This window comes from Pseudotamlana agarivorans (genome assembly GCF_001642835.1).
GTDB lineage: Bacteria > Bacteroidota > Bacteroidia > Flavobacteriales > Flavobacteriaceae > Pseudotamlana > Pseudotamlana agarivorans.
In genome coordinates this window covers 1-18458 of record NZ_LXEI01000012.1, presented here as the reverse complement: position 1 = coordinate 18458, position 18458 = coordinate 1, and the positions used below count along the sequence as shown (strand labels likewise).

At 36.0% G+C, this 18458-nt stretch carries 18 protein-coding genes and 1 pseudogene; 14 read left to right on the top strand and 5 right to left on the bottom strand.

Annotation, left to right across the window (positions count from 1 at the left end; translation table 11 throughout):
• Positions 1-75: 75 nt before the first annotated feature.
• From A6I66_RS12045 to A6I66_RS11980, 14 genes are all read left to right on the top strand, one after another.
• The gene (locus tag A6I66_RS12045) at positions 76-1170 is read left to right on the top strand and encodes a Nif3-like dinuclear metal center hexameric protein (protein WP_067149629.1); all 1095 of its coding nucleotides are present in this window, start codon (positions 76-78) and stop codon (positions 1168-1170) included.
• A gap of 3 nt (positions 1171-1173) precedes the next feature.
• Positions 1174-1953, top strand: a complete 780-nt coding sequence (locus tag A6I66_RS12040; RefSeq protein WP_067149628.1) for a zinc ribbon domain-containing protein — start codon at positions 1174-1176, stop codon at positions 1951-1953.
• Positions 1954-2050: 97 nt separating this feature from the next.
• A complete protein-coding gene (locus A6I66_RS12035) occupies positions 2051-2509 on the top strand; it encodes a hypothetical protein (protein ID WP_067149627.1) in 459 nt (152 codons plus the stop codon).
• 238 nt (positions 2510-2747) lie between these two features.
• Entirely contained in the window at positions 2748-3407 is a 660-nt protein-coding gene (msrA, locus tag A6I66_RS12030; protein WP_067149719.1) for a peptide-methionine (S)-S-oxide reductase MsrA, read from the top strand.
• A 55-nt stretch (positions 3408-3462) separates the two neighbouring features.
• Positions 3463-4113, top strand: a complete 651-nt coding sequence (locus tag A6I66_RS12025) for a hypothetical protein (RefSeq protein WP_067149626.1) — start codon at positions 3463-3465, stop codon at positions 4111-4113.
• 225 nt (positions 4114-4338) lie between these two features.
• On the top strand, positions 4339-5613 hold the full coding sequence (gene kynU / locus A6I66_RS12020) for a kynureninase (protein ID WP_067149624.1): 1275 nt from the start codon (positions 4339-4341) through the stop codon (positions 5611-5613).
• Positions 5614-5648: 35 nt separating this feature from the next.
• Positions 5649-7067, top strand: coding sequence for an FAD-dependent oxidoreductase (locus A6I66_RS12015; protein WP_067149622.1), 1419 nt, complete (start codon positions 5649-5651; stop codon positions 7065-7067).
• Between the two features lie 5 nt (positions 7068-7072).
• Entirely contained in the window at positions 7073-7477 is a 405-nt protein-coding gene (locus A6I66_RS12010) for a RidA family protein (RefSeq protein ID WP_067149621.1), read from the top strand.
• A complete protein-coding gene (locus A6I66_RS12005) occupies positions 7474-8919 on the top strand; it encodes a hypothetical protein (RefSeq protein ID WP_067149620.1) in 1446 nt (481 codons plus the stop codon). Before A6I66_RS12010 ends, A6I66_RS12005 begins: the two co-directional genes overlap by 4 nt.
• The gene (locus tag A6I66_RS12000; protein WP_067149619.1) at positions 8909-10345 is read left to right on the top strand and encodes an aldehyde dehydrogenase; all 1437 of its coding nucleotides are present in this window, start codon (positions 8909-8911) and stop codon (positions 10343-10345) included. The genes A6I66_RS12005 and A6I66_RS12000 overlap by 11 nt, the downstream gene beginning before the upstream one ends.
• 15 nt (positions 10346-10360) lie before the next feature.
• A complete protein-coding gene (locus tag A6I66_RS11995) occupies positions 10361-11143 on the top strand; it encodes an SDR family oxidoreductase (protein ID WP_067149618.1) in 783 nt (260 codons plus the stop codon).
• Between the two features lie 154 nt (positions 11144-11297).
• Complete coding sequence (locus tag A6I66_RS11990) at positions 11298-11831, top strand: 3-hydroxyanthranilate 3,4-dioxygenase (protein WP_067149616.1); 534 nt, start codon at positions 11298-11300, stop codon at positions 11829-11831.
• 88 nt (positions 11832-11919) lie between these two features.
• On the top strand, positions 11920-13005 hold the full coding sequence (locus tag A6I66_RS11985; RefSeq protein ID WP_067149615.1) for an amidohydrolase family protein: 1086 nt from the start codon (positions 11920-11922) through the stop codon (positions 13003-13005).
• Between the two features lie 29 nt (positions 13006-13034).
• The gene (locus A6I66_RS11980; protein ID WP_067149614.1) at positions 13035-13676 is read left to right on the top strand and encodes an O-methyltransferase; all 642 of its coding nucleotides are present in this window, start codon (positions 13035-13037) and stop codon (positions 13674-13676) included.
• Positions 13677-13766: 90 nt separating this feature from the next.
• Here the strand turns inward: A6I66_RS11980 and A6I66_RS11975 are convergent, their stop codons facing one another.
• From A6I66_RS11975 to A6I66_RS16775, 5 genes and pseudogenes are all read right to left on the bottom strand, one after another.
• Positions 13767-14417, bottom strand: a complete 651-nt coding sequence (locus A6I66_RS11975) for a peroxiredoxin-like family protein (RefSeq protein WP_067149613.1) — start codon at positions 14415-14417, stop codon at positions 13767-13769.
• A gap of 257 nt (positions 14418-14674) precedes the next feature.
• Entirely contained in the window at positions 14675-14962 is a 288-nt protein-coding gene (locus A6I66_RS11970) for a Sec-independent protein translocase subunit TatA/TatB (protein WP_067149612.1), read from the bottom strand.
• A 94-nt stretch (positions 14963-15056) separates the two neighbouring features.
• Entirely contained in the window at positions 15057-17363 is a 2307-nt protein-coding gene (locus A6I66_RS11965) for a M1 family metallopeptidase (protein ID WP_067149611.1), read from the bottom strand.
• 105 nt (positions 17364-17468) lie between these two features.
• Entirely contained in the window at positions 17469-17975 is a 507-nt protein-coding gene (locus tag A6I66_RS11960) for a DUF6702 family protein (protein ID WP_067149610.1), read from the bottom strand.
• Between the two features lie 77 nt (positions 17976-18052).
• Positions 18053-18458, bottom strand: a pseudogene (locus A6I66_RS16775) (hypothetical protein); the annotation flags it as partial.

Below are 18458 nucleotides of genomic sequence, written 5' to 3'. Positions count from 1 at the left end.
TAAGCGAAAAAGAACAAATTTTAAAATGTTATTTTTATGGTAAAATGGTAATTAACACCAATACCATTAAATTATATGATCGTTCAAGACGTCATCAATCATTTAGAAGCGTTAGCCCCTTTAGCTTACGCTGAAGATTTTGACAACGTAGGCCTCTTAGTAGGCGATAAACAGTCGGAAATTACAGGGATTTTAGTCGCTTTAGACACGCTTGAAGCTGTTGTTGATGAAGCCATACAAGAGAACTGTAACCTCATTGTTAGTTTTCATCCCATTATTTTTAAAGGTCTCAAAAAGATTACCGGAAAAACCTATGTGGAGCGCGTGGTTTTAAAAGCCATTAAGCACGATATTGCTATTTACACCTTACATACCGCATTGGATAATACTTTGTTAGGGGTGAACGACATGATTTGCAACCAATTAAAATTAAAAAGTAAACAAGTTTTAATTCCGCAAAACGCCACTATTAAAAAATTAGTAACTTACGTCCCAAAATACGAAGCACATTTATTACGCAGTGCTTTATTTGAAGCCGGCGCAGGAAATATTGGTAATTACAGCGAATGCAGTTTCAACGTCGATGGTTACGGAACCTATAATGGTAACGAAGATTCCAACCCAACCTTAGGAGAAAAAGGCCTAATACATACCGAAGAAGAAACAAAAATATCGGTAACATTCGCCAAGCATTTGGAGTCGAAAATACTAGACACCCTTTTCGACACCCATTCGTATGAAGAAGTGGCTTACGAAATTACCACTTTAGAAAACAAAAATCAGGACATAGGTATTGGTATGATTGGCGAACTAGAAACCGCTATGGAAGAAGAAAAATTTCTAGCATATGTTAAGGATAAAATGAATACAGAATGTATTCGACACTCTGCCTTTCTCAATAAAAGCATTAAAAAAGTAGCGGTTTTAGGCGGCTCGGGTAGTTTTGCTATTTCTGCGGCTAAAGCGGCTGGTGCTGATGCCTTTATAACAGCCGATTTAAAATATCATGATTTTTTTACTGCTGAAAATAACATTCTTCTCACAGATATCGGACATTATGAAAGTGAACAGTACACAAAAAACCTTTTAGTAGCATATCTTAAGAAAAAAATTACTAATTTTGCAATCATTTTATCAAAGACAAATACCAATCCTGTTAAGTATTTTTAAAGTATGGCCAAAAAGAAAGAAGTAACTGTTGAAGAGCGCTTAAGAGCTTTATACGATTTACAACTCATAGATTCTCGTGTAGACGAAATAAGAAATGTTCGTGGTGAACTTCCTTTAGAAGTTCGTGATTTAGAAGATGAAGTTGCTGGATTAAACATTAGATTAGATAAACTTATTTCTAATTTAGAAGTAATTGACAACGATATCGCAGGAAAGAAAAACTTAATTGAAGAATCTAAATCTTTAATTAAGAAATATACCGAGCAACAAAAAAATGTTAGAAATAACAGAGAATTTAATTCTTTAACTAAAGAAGTTGAATTTCAAGAATTAGAAATTGAATTGGCTGAAAAGCATATTAAAGAATTCAAAGCTCAAATCGAGCAAAAGAAAGAAGTTATCGCTGAAACTAAAGAGCGTTTAAAAGAGCGTGAAAACCACCTTAAGCACAAAAAAGGTGAATTAGATGCTATTTTATCTGAAACAGAGAAAGAAGAGCAGGCTTTAATTCAAAAATCTGAAGAATATAAAGAGCAAATTGATGATAGATTAGTTGCCGCTTATATTAGAATTAGAACTAATGTAAAAAATGGTTTAGCTGTAGTGCCAATTGAAAGAGGTGCTTCTGGAGGATCATTCTTTACGATTCCACCACAAGTACAAGTTGAAATTGCTTCACGTAAAAAAGTAATTACCGACGAGCATAGTGGTCGTATTTTAGTTGACGCTATTTTAGCTGAAGAACAAAGAGAAAAAATGGAAAAACTGTTTTCTAAACTGTAATAATCCGTTTTCACCTGTAAATATTAAAGCCTTCACTTTGTGGAGGCTTTTTTTATTTCCCTTATATTTACTAAACTAATTAATAAATCCATTTTAAATGAAAAAACTATTCATTCTTACCGCCATTTTAAGTAGTTATATAAACTATGCCCAAACTAATGATTATGTTGAATTGACGCGTTCTATCTTAGACGTTGAAACAAAAGAGGCTATTGCTGAAGTCATGACTTTAAACGAAACGCAAAGCGCACCCTTTTGGGAAGTATACAACCAATACGAAACTGAAAATCATTCTGTTAAAAACAAAAGAATAGCTTTAATAAAAGATTATGCTAAAAATTACGAAAGTATTTCTAACGAAAAAGCAGATGAATTAGTAAATGACCTTCTTGCATTTAAGGCAGAAGACCTCAAACTTAAGAAGAAATATTATAAGAAAATGAAAAAGATTATTCCCGCGACAGAAGCAGCAAAATTTCTTCAAGCCATCAATAAAATTGACGACTTAATTAATGCAGAACTAGCACTAGATGTTCCTTTGGTTGAAACTAAATAGCATCAATTAGAACCTAAATTGAGGCTTAAATAAATATTCTATTATATGTCATATTGGGTCTGTCGAAATATCTCTTAATCCATAACGAATAAGGGTTTTGACAGGCTCAACCTAACGAACACGCCATTAAAAGGCGCTATAGATGACAGCTTTCTCATCATATCACTTAACTATAAAACTAAAATCAGAATAAGGTTTCCTATATTTTTTCGTCTATACTTTAAGAAACTTATTTATGATGAAACAGATATTACCACTTTTAACTTTTATCCTATTTTTTAGTTGTCAAAATTCCGCTCAAAGCAACACAGCACAACAAGAAGTTATAAACTCCAACCCCGTAGAAATACCCATAGAAAACGGCAAAGCAAAAGCCTACTTTGCTAGCGGTTGCTTCTGGTGTGTTGAAGCCATTTACGAAAGTGTAAAAGGCGTGGAAGAGTCTATTTCAGGCTATTCTGGTGGACACACCAAAAACCCGACTTACGCAGCAAGCAACACTGGAAGCACAGGCCATGCCGAGGCCGTTGAAATTATATATAACCCTAAAATTGTGTCTTTTGAAACACTGGTTGATGTGTATTTCGCTTCACAAGATGTCACTCAGGTAAACGGACAAGGAAACGACAAAGGCTCCCAATATCGATCTATCATTTTTTATCAGAACGAAGCACAAAAACAAATTATCTTAGAAAAGAAATCGGCGTTAGCAAAACAACTTGGTGTAAAAATTGCTGCAGAGGTTTACCCTTTTCAAAAATTTTGGGTAGCAGAAGATTACCATCAAGATTATGAAAAAAACCACCCTAACAACCCTTATATTAAAAATGTATCGATTCCCCGTCTTAATAGATTTAAAGCTAAGTTTCCTAAAGAACTATTAAAAGACAGCCATTAATCTTTTTCATGGTTTCAAGACACTAAAATTCTTTTAACTTTGAAAAAAAATAACCATGAAAAATATTTTTATAATCTCATGTTTAGCCTTGTTGTGCTTTGCATGTAAAAAAGAATTAACATCTCAAGACATCGCACAAAACATAGCAGATGCCCATGGTTTCGAAAACTGGAGCCAAGTGTCAGAAATTCAATTCACTTTCAATGTTGATAAAGACAGCATGCATTTTGAAAGAGCTTGGAAATGGAACCCGAAAACGAATGAAATAACACATTATAAAAGAAGAGATTCTATACAATACAACAAATCTAAAATAGATTCGACATTAGCACAAACAGATCGCGGTTTTATAAACGATAAATTCTGGTTGCTTATCCCTTTTCAACTGGTATGGGATTCCGATATAACTTTTTCAGAAGTGACAAAAACGGAAGCACCAATAAGCAAAAAGCAACTTAACAAATTAACCATCACCTACCCTAACAAAGGTGGCTATACCCCTGGCGATGCTTATGATATTTTTTATGATGATGATTATTTAATTCGCGAGTGGATTTTCAGAAAAGCCAATCAAGAAGAACCATCTATGATAACCACATTTGAAAATTATCAAGATTTTAATGGGCTTAAATTGGCCTTAGAACACAAAAAGCCTGAAGACTCTTGGCGTCTTTACTTTTCGGATGTCAACGTGGTAACCAAATAAATAATCAGTTACTCGACGTCTAAAACGTGTTATATATACGTATATAAGGTATAGTTTTAAATATTCCGCGTCATGCGTCTATATATATTAAAGCGCTTAAATCAATGGTTTAAGCGCTTTTCCTTTTTAAAACAGTCTCGTTTCTAAACTGACAAGTGCTTTAAAGTAGCTTCTTTTCTAACATTATAATCCGTATTTTTGTTATAAACCCTAAACATTTCCACTGTGTTCACTCATAAACTAGGTCTTGAATATGCTTTAGAACAAGATGAAAGCGACGAATTAAAATCTTATAGAAATCAATTTCATCTTCCTAAGGATAAGCACGGAAACAATCTCATCTACATGACGGGTAATTCCTTAGGCCTGCAACCTAAACAAACCAGTGCATATGTACATAAAGAGCTTGAGGATTGGGCAAAACTAGGCGTTGAAGGTCATACTACAGGCGATACACCATGGTTACCCTATCATGAATTTTTAACGCAAAACATGGCTGATGTAGTCGGTGCAAAACCGATTGAAGTTATTGTTATGAATACGCTTACCACCAACCTTCATTTGATGATGGTTTCCTTTTACAAGCCCACAAAATCTCGCTATAAAATTTTAATTGAAAGCGATGCGTTTCCTTCAGACAAATATGCTGTTGAATCGCAGCTCAGGCATCATGGGTTTGACGACCAAGAAGGCGTTATCCAATGGAAACCTAGAGAGCATGAAGAGTTACTACGTTACGAAGATTTAGAATCGATTCTCCAAAATGAAGGCGATCAAATTGAACTCATCTTAATTGGCGGTATTAATTACTATACAGGACAATATTTCGACTTAAAACGCATAACCAAACTTGGTCATCAATACGGATGCAAAGTAGGATTTGATTGTGCTCATGCCGCAGGGAATGTGGTATTAAATCTGCATGACTCTGGAGCCGATTTTGCTGTTTGGTGTACCTATAAATATCTAAACTCAGGACCTGGAAGTCTTGCAGGTTGTTTTATTCACGAACGTCATGCACATAACAAAAACCTAAATCGCTTTACAGGCTGGTGGAGCCACAATAAAGCTACTAGGTTTAACATGCGTGATGACTTTGATCAGCTTCCGGGAGCAGAAGGTTGGCAACTTAGCAACCCGCCTATCCTATCTATGGCCGCCATAAAAGCCTCGTTAGACCTGTTCGAAGAAGTCGGTATTGAAAGGCTTGTGGAGAAATCACAAAAACTAACCAGTTATTTTGAGTTTTTACTGAAACAATTAGGTGAAGATACCATCCGCATTATCACACCTACGAACCCTAATTCGCGAGGTGCCCAACTATCTATTCAGGTAAAAAACGCCAATAAAACACTACATGACCAATTAACAGAAGCAGGTATTATAAGTGATTGGCGCAAACCCGATGTTATTCGATGCGCTCCAACGCCTTTCTATAACAGCTTTCATGATGTATATCTTTTGGTTGAGCAGTTGAAAACTATTTTAAGTACGCCATAATTTAAACCCGGTCACCGCACAAAAAGTGAAACAACATGGATAACAAACAACAAAACATACTTATTATTGGCGCTGGACTTTGTGGCGCACTACTCGCTTTGCGTTTGGGGCAGCGCGGTTTTAATGTTGCAGTTTACGAAAAGCGTCCAGACCTAAGAACAACCAAATTAAGCTCTGGCCGTTCAATAAACTTAGCCTTTTCAGATCGTGGTAATAAAGCCATGAAACTAGTGGGTTTAGAAGAAAAAGTAAAGAAGCTTTGTATTCCCATGCATGGCCGCATGCTCCACGATAAAAATGGTGATACGGTACAATCAAATTATAGCGGAAGAAAACATGAATACATCAATTCTGTATCAAGAAACGATTTAAATGCCCTTCTTTTAGATGAAGCTGAAAAACATGAAAATGTCAATTTTTATTTTGATAAAACGTGTCAGTCTGTTGATTTAGAAAAAACTACAGCTTTGTTTACAGATGGCGAAACACAAAAAGATTTCATAGAAGATGCCGACGTTATTATTTCCGCCGATGGGGCTGGCTCTGCTCTTAGGAAAAGTTATTTTCAGGATCGTGATTTTCTGTTTAGTTTTTCTCAGGACTACCTCAGCTATGGTTATAAAGAACTGAGTATTTTACCTAATGAAAACGGTGAATATCTCGCTCACAAAAATGCCCTTCATATTTGGCCTAGGCAAAGTTTTATGCTTATTGCATTACCAAATCTTGATGGCAGCTTTACGGTAACCCTATTTTTAAGTTACACTGAAGGCACTTATAATTTTAATAATCTGGATACCGAGCAAAAAGTTCTCGATTTTTTCAAAGAAGAGTTCCCCGATGCCCTACTAGTCATGCCAAATTTGGCAACCGAATTTTTCAAAAACCCTACTTCACCACTAGGCACGATTAAATGTTCGCCTTGGCATTATAAAGGCAATACCCTTTTAATGGGTGATGCGGCCCATGCTATTGTTCCGTTTTACGGTCAGGGTATGAATGCTGCTTTTGAAGATGTTGTAGTACTGGATTCGGTTTTAAATTTGAATTTAGAAAACTGGGAGGCCACTTTTAAAACCTATGAAAAACATCGTAGAAAAGACACCGATGCTATTGCCGATTTGGCCATTGACAATTTTCATGAAATGAAAGAACATGTTGCAGACCCTATTTTTCAGGAAAAAAGAAAATTAGAAATGCTACTTGAAAAAAAGTTCCCGCTTCAGTACAACTCCAAATACGCTATGGTGACCTTTAATGAGAACATAGGCTATGAAGTAGCGATGCTTAGAGGTCGTGCACAGGATCGTGCGATTTTGAACTTATTAGCAAACGGCGAGATTTCTGTAAACTCCAAAGCAACCTTGGACGAATTACAAGAGGCATTAGATAAAATAAACCACGATACGAACAAAATTCTAGAAGACCATAGAAATGCTGATTTAAGATACTAACTACTATGAAAAAAGCTGTAACACCACGAGGTGCCTATCCGCTCACTAAACGCGTAGGCGATTTTATTTTTGTTTCAGGCACGAGCTCTAGACGTCCTGACAACAGTATTGCTGGGGTTGATATTATTGACAATCTAGGCACCAAACACTTAAATATTGAGATTCAAACCCATGAAGTTTTAAAAAATATAGAACACCTTTTAGAACAGGAAAACGCCACTTTAGATGATGTCGTGGATGTAACAACCTTTTTAGTTAATATGAATGATTTTGCAGGATACAATAAGGCTTACGCCGAATTTTTCAATACGGAAACTGGTCCAACACGTACCACAGTTGCCGTACACCAATTACCTCACCCCGATTTGATTATTGAAATAAAAGTGATGGCGTATAAAAAAGTAAAATGAAAATAAGCACGACCCCGACCACTGGAACATCCTTCCTACATACTTATGCTTTTGAAATTACACTTTTTATTTTAAGTATAATCCTTACAGTAACAAGTCTAAACTACCCTTTTTATTGGGATAATGTAGCACAGTTATCCGTTCCTGCAAACTGGTACTATGATACAAATTTTACACATTTTTATGTCCCCGACCATATGGCTACTGGTCACCCAACCTTTATAGGTATGTATTTTGCCGCACTCTGGAAAATATTTGGCAAATCACTAGTGGTAAGTCACCTTGCTATGTTGCCTTTTGTATTTGGTCTGGCATGTCAAATTTATAAGTTGTGTACAAACCTAAAAATCACCAAACAACATGGTGTTATTATTACGTGTTTCATTTTATCTGATGCTACGCTACTTTCTCAAATGTCATTAATCACTTTTGAGGTTATTCATTTATTTTTCTATCTCTTGTGTATTAATAGTATTTTAAAAGACAATAAAACCACACTTGCCATAGCTTTTACCTGTTTGGTTTTAGTGAGTTTAAGAGCTACAATATGTGGCGGTGGCGTCATGCTCTTTCACTTTTTATACCACTATTCCAAAACAAAAAAAATAGCGATTAAACCTTTTTTACCCTACATTTTCGGAATTACGGCAATTGTTCTTTTCTTGTTGTTTTTCTATTTGAACAAAGGATGGATTGTGCATAATACTGTATCTAACACCTGGAAAGAATCTGCTGAATATGCCTCTTTTACTGAAATACTAAGAAACACTGGACTATTTATTTGGCGTTTAATTGACTTCGGAAGGGTATTCATTTTTATAGTTTTCGGATTCTTTTTGTTGTCTATAGTAAAATCAAAACACATTTTCCCAAAGTCTGCCCAACCCCTATTACTTTTAATTCTATCTCAATTTATTGTCTTTTTCCCAATAATCGTCATTTACAAAAATCCATTTGGGCACCGCTATTTACTTCCTGTTATAATTCCTGTAATTATTCTAACGGTATTATGGGTACTCCATTTCAAAAAATGGAAACGAACCGTGTTAACATTGTCATATATCTGTTTGATTAGTGGTCATTTTTGGTTATACCCACCCAAAATCAGCCAAGGATGGGACGCTACAACCTTACACTGGAATTACTATACTGTGAGGTCCGAGATGATAGATTTCATACAGCTCAACCAATTCAATCCACAAACCACGGGAAGTTTTTTTCCTAACGCCAAATCATTTAAGCTCATAGATTTGAGTTCGGAAGATATCGGATTTAAACATGCTGAAATCGAAAAAGATGATTATATTTTATTTTCTAATGCCTTCAATGTATCTGATGAGATTATAGACACCTTACAAGATCAAAACACATGGAGTCCAGTTAAAACATTTGAAAGAAATCGTATTTATATGACGCTTTACAAAAGAAATCATGAAAATTAAAAACTTCATAAACGGAATCTTTACTAATCCTACGTCGGATTCATGGTTAGACAATTATAATCCAGCCATCGGAAAAGTATACTGCCAAATCCCTAATTCGTCAAAAGAAGATATTGAATTGGCCTATCAGGCAGCCGAAAAAGCATTTCCTGCATGGTCGCAAACCACTTATGAAGTCCGCAGCCGAATTTTAATAAAAATTTCGGAACTCATAGAAAGTCAGCTAGAGCAGTTTGCCTTAGCTGAAAGCAAGGATAATGGCAAACCCTTACATTTAGCCAAGTCTATGGATATTCCGCGGGCAGCACTTAATTTTCGTTTTTTTGGACAGGCGATTACGCAGTTTTCAAGTGAAAGTCATGACAGTGTAGGATTAGATGCTATAAATTTTACTTTGCGCCAACCCATTGGTGTGGTAGGCTGTATTTCGCCATGGAATCTTCCACTTTATTTATTCACCTGGAAAATAGCACCTGCACTAGCAGCAGGAAATTGTGTTGTAGCCAAACCCAGTGAAATTACACCTATGACGGCTTATTTGTTAGGAGACATTTGCAATGAAGCTGGCTTATCTCCAGGCGTTTTAAACATTGTTCACGGCGAAGGTTACAGTACAGGACAAGCTATTGTAGAGCACCCAAAAATAAAAGCCATATCCTTTACTGGCGGTACTAAAACTGGTGCTGAAATTGCTAAAACCGCAGCGCCTCTATTCAAAAAAACATCTTTAGAATTAGGAGGAAAAAACCCCAATATCATTTTTGCTGATTGCGATTATGAAGATATGCTTAACACCACGTTACGATCATCATTCGCTAATCAAGGACAAATATGTTTATGTGGGAGCCGTATTTTTGTTGAAGCTTCGATTTATGATAAATTTAAAACCGATTTTATTGAAAAAGTAAAACAACTTAAAGTCGGTCATCCATCACAAAGTACTACAGATGTTGGTGCCATCGTATCCAAAAATCACTTAAATAAAATATTAGATTATATAGAAATTGCTAAAAATGAAGGTGAAATACTTTATGGTGGCAACCTAGTTAATGTTCCAAGTTTTGAAAACGGTTATTATTTAGAACCTACGGTAATTGAAGTAAAAACAAACCGTTGTCGTGTAAACCAAGAAGAAATTTTTGGCCCTGTAGTAACCATCATGCCTTTTGAAACTGCTGCAGAGGTTGTTAATATGGCCAACGACTCGAATTACGGATTATCAGCTACTATTTGGACCAATGATTTAAAACGCTGTATGCGAATAACGCGTCAATTAAACGTTGGTATTGTTTGGGTAAACACTTGGTTACTCCGTGATTTAAGAACCCCTTTTGGAGGTATGAAAGCTTCTGGACTTGGACGTGAAGGCGGCTTGGAATCTTTGCGGTTTTTCACAGAAACAAAAAATGTATGTATTAAATATTAAGTAATTAGACATCTTATGGATTTAAAAATAAAAAATAAAAATGCCTTAGTTTGCGGAAGCACACAAGGTATAGGTAAAGCAACAGCCATAGCACTAGCTCAAGAAGGTGTAAATGTAACCTTAGTAGCTAGAAATAGAGACAAATTAAAAGCGGTTTTAGCCGAATTACCAAACCCAGAGCAACATAGTTATATTGTTGCCGATTTTGCCAACCCCAGAGATTTACAGGAGCAGGTTATAAAATTTATTGAAAGAAATCACGGGTTTCATATCGTTATTAACAATACAGGCGGACCAAGAAGTGGTGCTATTGTTACGGCAAGCCTTGAAGAGTTTGAAAATGCTTTTACCATGCACATCAAATGCAATCATGTTTTAGCTCAGGCCACAATACCTTTTATGAAAACGGAAGGTTTTGGCCGTATCGTCAACGTCATTTCTACATCTGTTAAAGAACCTATTCCTGGCTTGGGCGTTAGTAATACTATTAGAGGGGCTGTTGGTAATTGGAGTAAAACGCTTTCCAACGAGGTGGCGCCTTTTGGAATCACGGTGAACAATGTGCTTCCAGGATTTACAGATACCGAACGCTTGGCTGAAATTATAAAAATTAAAGCCAACACCGAAAACACCAGTATAGAAAACATGACAGAAACCATGAAAAACTATGCACCAGCAAAACGTTTTGCACAACCTGAAGAAACAGCCAACGTCATCACCTTTTTAGCGAGTGAAGCAGCGAGTTATGTTACTGGAGTTAACATTCCTGTTGATGGAGGTAGAACGAAGTCGCTTTAAACAAGATTCATACGATGTTTAAAGCTTATTATTTTTTATCTTTAACTACATATTTCGTTTGACAATTAACTCAAACACCCAATTTGAGTTTCTTCCTTAAGAGCCTGATTCTAATGGCTAGAATAAAAAGGAAGTTTAAAAGGGCATATTCAACATGAGTCATTTAACATCTCCTATAAACTTTAAAGCTTGGATTGAAGAAAACAGACATCTCCTAAAACCACCTGTAGGAAATAAAGTGGTTTGGAAGGATGGCGATTTTATCGTGATGGTGGTTGGCGGTCCTAACAACCGAAAAGATTACCATTATAATGAAACACCAGAGTTTTTCTATCAGGTTGAAGGCGATATTATTTTAAAGATTATTGATAAAGGCACCCCAAAGGATGTACACATCAAAGAAGGGGACATTTACTTATTACCACCAAAAGTACCTCATTCGCCCCAACGCGGTGCCAATACCGTTGGATTAGTAATTGAATACAAGCGTCCGGAAGGCATGCGAGATGCACTTTTATGGTTTTGTGAAAATTGTGTTACCAAGCTCTACGAAGAAGATTTCACTTTAGAAAACATCGAAACCGATATGCCTAAAATATTCGATAAATTCTACAGCGATGAAACCAAACGGCATTGCCCTAACTGCGGAAACGTTATGCAGCCCCCAAAGCAAGTTAAAATCGAGTAAACAATTTTGTATAGTACCATCTAGTAACTCATGATATTCATTGTAATCAAAAATTAAAACAGACCGCTACCCAAGTAGAAAGAATAACATGGAAAAACGTAAACTTCGTATAAACGGCCACTCGCACCTCTTACCTTACCCGGAAGACATTCCAGATTTCATGAGAGAAAAAGAAATCTTTTGGGTTGATAAAGACCGTAAATTCATGCTTCAAAAAGATTGGAGCCGCCCAGTAACACATTCCAGTTTTTTTCTAGATGAAAAATTAGAGTGGATGGCTCGCAACAAACTTGATCACGCGGTGGTTTTAAATCTTTCGCAACTTTACGGAAATGGCTTACGTGTTGAAGAAATGAAAAAAGCCTTGCGTTTCCAAAATGATTTTAATGCGGGCATTCAACACCAACACCCAAGTAAATTTACTTGTGGGTTTGTAGTACACCCTGGGTTTGTAAGTAGTGCCTGTTGGGAAATTGAACGTTGTGTAGAAACCTTAGGCCTACAGTTACTTTGCTTACCAACGCATTACATGGACACCATAGGCACCTGGCGTTGTATTTTTGATGAAGCCAACGATCCCATTTTTGAACTCGCTAACAAATACAACTTAGCGGTTGAAATTCACCCTTATGATGGTGAAAAGTTTATAAAATTAGAAAATACGTCTTGGCGTTTTCACCTCATTTGGATGCTTGCCCAATGTGCTGATGCTTACCACTTTTTAACCCTTAATGGTTATCAAGAAAAATATCCAAATATGCGAACTTGTTTTGCTCATGGTGGCCAATTAGCTCAAATTAATTTAGGACGTCGCATTCAGGGATTTGATGGCAGACCCGATTTATTTGAAGGCAAACACCATCCAAGAAAAGCGGTTGGCCATAAAAACATATTTTTTGATACCCTAGTACATGATACAGGAAGTTTAGAGCTCCTTATAAACAATCACAGTTCGAAACAAGTGATTATGGGTCTTGATGACCCTTATCCGTTGGGAGAAATGGAAAACGAAAAACAATCCTCTTACCCTGGTAAGATTTTAGATTTAGCTAAAGAAAGAAAGATTATCAATCAAACAGAGTACGAAGCCATTTGGGAAGATAATGTAATACAGTGGTTATGTGGTGAAGATAAATTGGCTAAAGAAAAGCTTATTAAACGAATTTTAAATTAATTTTGAAGCTGCACTAAAAGATAACAAGCATGCATTTTATTCCTGAAGCCTTAGACGAATACGTTGTAAAACATTCTGAAAATGAACCTGAATTATTACAACAATTAACTCGCGAAACCTATCAAAAAATATTACAGCCACGTATGCTTAGTGGGCATTATCAAGGGCGTGTTTTAAGTATGATTTCAAAACTTGTTAATCCTAAAAACATTTTAGAAATTGGAACATACACAGGGTATTCAGCGCTTTGTTTAGCTGAAGGCATGCAAAAAGATGGTGAATTACACACCTTAGATATCAATGAAGAGTTGTTTGATTTTCAGAGAAAATATTTTGATAAATCGGTATATGGTGCACAGATTTTTCAACATTTAGGAGATGCCATGGATATCATCCCCAAGCTTGACAAAACCTTCGATTTAATTTTTATTGATGCCGATAAAGACAATTACCCCAACTATTTTAATGTCATTATAGACAAGCTTAATGTTGGTGGCATCATTTTATCGGATAACGTATTATGGAGTGGTAAGGTGCTTGAAACCTTAAAGAAAGATGACACCTCAACTAAGGCCCTTTTAGAATATAACGCCCTTTTAAAAAAGGACCCCAGAGTAGAAACCGTTTTATTACCCATTCGTGATGGTTTAACGATTAGTAGAAAACTGTAATACTAAAACAAAAAAGAGCTCATTACATTCGATTTTACAGAAATTAATGAGCTCTAAATTATTATGGTGATCTTTATAAGTACAGATACTTTAGGATAGACTTTTCAAAGCTTCGATAATCTCATCGGGTTCAGATCGGGTTCTGTAATCAACGTTAACATAGCTCCATGTTACAACGCCTTCCTTGCCTATTATAAATGTGGCAGGGATTGGCAAGATATTTCCATTGCCATTATTAATTTTTTCTAAATCAAGTTTACGATCTACGCGCATGTGTTCTGCTAAAAACTCTGGTACCTCCCATGCTACGCCGTATTGCTGAGCAACTTTTGCATCTTGATCGGATAATACAGTAAAGTCCATGTTACTAATCTCATCTTTTGATAATGATCCATCTGGAACTTGCGGACTTATAGCAACAAGTGTTGCCCCTAATGCATGAATTTCGTCTAATTTAGCTTGCAGCGCTCTAAGTTGTAGGTTACAATATGGACACCAACTGCCTCTATAAAAAGTAACGACAACAGGACCTTGTTCTAATAAAGCATCTAACGAAATGGATTTTCCTTCGGCGTTAGGCAGATTAAAACTAGGTGATTTTTGTCCAACTTTAATGGCATCCTTCCCTTGCTCAAAGGCTTTTGCTTTTTTAATGATGTCATCAACACCACTCATAAACTTAGGATTAGCTTGTCGTCCTGATTCTATTTTAGCATCGGTGAGTTCTTTTAATGTTTTCATGGAATGACTTTATAGGTTTTCATTGTTAGTTTAGGGATATAATCACTTTTACTAACTCATTATAATTTTTAATTAAACTTACCACTATCCTTTGTGCAAATAGGTTATTCCTTGGCAGGTACACACTGACTTTTAGGCTTAAACTTTATTAGCGGATATTCGCGTTAAGGATGGAGGCACTGTTGGAGCTCCTTGCAAAGAGCGACTGCCGACAGCCTGACGCCGCCAGAGCGGGGTAACGCCCAGAACATAAAAATTTAGAATTTTCGTCTTACAGAACCTGTAAACTCTTCAAGGTCTTCTTTAACTTTATCGAGTTCCTTTTTTACATCGCCGGTAATACTGGTATCGAGACCACTTTTTTCGGCCGTTTTAGTGATTTCGTGCTTAATATCGTTTGAAGCATCTTTGAGCGTACGCATGCCTTTACCCAGACCTCTTGCTATTTCCGGTAATTTATCGGCACCAAACACCATGATAGCAATAAATAGTATGAAGGCTATTTCTGCACCGCTAATAAATAAGAATGTTGCTTGCTGTATCACAATGCAAATATACTAAGTTGTTTGTTTAGAATAAAAAAAAGCCGATTTTAAAAATCGACTTTCTTGTATTTCTGTTTTACCGTTATTAAACGACTTACATATTTTCTTTAAACTGATCGAATTCACTTTTTTGCTCTTGTGCTGGCCAGATGTTATTAGAGGTATCCACATCGGCAGTTTCCTCCTTTGGATCTAATTTAATACCAACAATTTCTTTATCGGAAGCAATGGCTTTTGAGACTTCTTTATCGTTAAGTCTCCATATTTGAGCAGGGTATGTTTCAGTTTTAGTCGAACCATCGGCATAGGTATACTCAACAATAATAGGCATAACTAAACCTCCTGGCTTATTAAAGGTCACATTATAGAAATACTTAGGATTTTTTAAATTTCTACGCTCCTCTGGGGTAAAATTATCCATGATATATTCTTTTAATGGCGTGCTGTTTTCTAAAAGTGAACCTTGAGATAATTCTTCTTTATAGTCTTCACTACCTTCTTCTACCATATATACTAATGGACGTAAATTTTCTAGCTTGAAGCCTTGTTCTTTAGCCATTTTTCTAATATAAGCATTAGGCTCTGAAGAGACATAGAATTTTTTAACTTCTTTAATTCCCATATCTACCCAATCGGTGGTATAAAACCAACCTCTCCAATACCAATCTAAATCGAAAGCCGAAGCATCTTCCATCGTTCTAAAGAAATCTTCTGGGGTTGGGTGTTTAAATTTCCAACGGTTAGCATACTCTTTAAACGCGTAATCGAACAAATCTCTACCCATTACCGTTTCTCTTAAAATATTAAGCGCTGTAGCAGGTTTACCGTAGGCATTATTTCCAAATTGGTAGGTATTTAAACCTTTAGTCATAATAGGCGCAATATGATCTTGGTTACCACTCATGTAAGGCACAATCATTTTTGCAGGTCCACGATCGGAAGGGAATGCTTTGTGTTCTGGAGATAGAGCTGCAGGGTATTTTTCACCAAAATCTTGCTCGGCTACGTACTGTACGAATGTATTTAAACCTTCGTCCATCCATGTCCATTGACGCTCGTCACTATTCACAATCATAGGAAAAAAGTTATGTCCTACTTCGTGAATGATAACCCCCATCATACCGTATTTTACGCGATCGCTATAAGTACCATCTTTATCTGGGCGACCGTAATTCCAACAAATCATAGGGTATTCCATACCTTGACGCTTGGCGTGAACCGAAATAGCTTTGTGATAAGGATAATCGAAAGTCATTCGAGAGTAAGATTCTAAGGTACTTGCAACAGCTTTAGTAGACCATTGTTCCCAAAGTGGATTTCCTTCCTTAGAATACATAGAAACCGCCATAACGTCTTTACCGCCAATTTTAACAGCCATCATATCTAAAATATACTTTCTAGAAGTTGCAAAACCAAAATCACGTACATTTTCAGCCTTAAGCTTCCAAGTTTTTGTGTCTTCAGAGAATGATTTTTCACGAACTTCAGCCTCAGCCTGTGTTGCAATAATTACAGGTGTAGTAAATGATTTTTTAGCGTCTTCGTAACGCTTCATCATATCTTTAGTATATACATCTTTTCTATTGGTAAGTACACCGGTTCCGTCTAAAATATGATCGGCAGGTACGGTAATATTAACTTCGTAGTCTCCGAATGGTAAAGCGAATTCATCGCGCCCCCAAAACTGAGAGTTTTGCCACCCTTCAACATCGCTATATACAGCCATTCTAGGGTAAAATTGCGCTATAACATAAGAACGGTTTCCGTTTTCTGGGAAATACTCGTAACCCGAACGACCACCTTCATCAACATGGTTATTTATATTGTACCACCATTTGATAGCAAAAGAAAATTTCTCGCCGCTTTTTAAAACTTTAGGCAGCTCTACACGCATCATGGTTCGATTAATCATGTACTGTAGCGCATCGCCATTGGTTTGAGTAACCTCTAAAATATGAAAGCCACGATCTTTACCATCTACTAAATACGTCTCAGAAAACTTACTAGGCTGAAAAACAGGATCTAAACCTGTTGATTCAATCAAAGGTGATTTTGAGTCTTTGGCGCGTTGGTTTTGATCTAATTGCACCCACAAATATTTAAGATTATCTGGAGAATTATTCGTGTATGTTATCGTTTCTGCACCTGTAATTTTTGCTAATTTATCGTCTAAAACGATGTCCATTTTATAATCGGCTTGCTGTTGGTAGTAAGCTGCCCCAGGAGCTCCTGAAGCTGCCCTGTACATATTTGGTGTAGAAAACTCGTCGTATAACTGCTTAAACTTATTAGTATTGGTGTGACCTGTTTTTGGTGCTTCCTTTTCTTTGGCTTGGTCTTGGGCGTTAATCCCAGAGGTTGCAAGGACTAATGAAAGACAGAGATAAACGATTTTTCTCATATGAATTTTACTTTAAAAAAATAATTATTATTGATTTCGGTTAGGTTTACTAAATTTTATCACTAAAAGTCAACGAAATTACTGAAATTCAGAACTAAATCCTTATTAATTATCAAATTTTAACAGGTATTCATCCTTTTGAGGGAATAAAATAAAACTTTTCTGCTTTGAATTGATCTTTGTTTTAATAACATTCTGCTGATCTTCAAAAATATCAAACAGTACTTTATTACTTATTTCGAATGTTTTTACGGTTTTTATATTTTCTATTTCCAAATAGCATTTCATGACATCGGCGTCATAAACTTTACCTAAAAACTTAAGCGTTGTAGGCTGACCATTAATTTTAATTTTCATCTTGTCGCTTAAATATCTTGCAATATAGGTGTCGACTTCTTCAGGTTCATTTTTACCAGCAAGCGTAATGGACTCATCGTAGCGTTCGCGTAACAAACGTTCTATATCATCGATAAAAATTCTAGAAATAATTTGAACAGCTTGTTTGTCTTCTACATATTCGATTTGGGTTACCGACACATAATATTTATGTACAGCAGTAAATGCAAGAAATGGAATGATTAATAAAATTAGGATTAACCTATTGACTGTCATTGAAATATTTTTTCGGCTAAATTAAAGATTTAAAGGTATAAACAGTGGTTTTATAGCTCTGAAAACAGCTCTAACGCCTAATTATTTAGGTTTTCGAGATACTTTTCATACTTTTTTCCCAGGAATTGTAAAATTTCAAAATCGTTATTGGTACTACATATAGGAACAAAGCGATCATCTTCTTCACAAAATTGGAAAAATTCATTTTGCTTGTCTTCATCTAATGGATGTAACTCAAAGAACATGGTTGAAAATTTCACTTTAATATCATGACCTAAATTTGCTGCATTTTCAATTTCGACATGTTTTTTAAGTTCCTTTATGCGACCATTAACCGTATTAACAATTAATCCTAGCACGCCACTTTGGGCTTCATACAACCGGCGTACACTCTGCGTTGCTACTTTCCCCGTGTAACCAGGTATACCAACATCATAAAAATTAATAGGCGCTTCGCCTGTGGTATTTTTAATATCCGCTAGC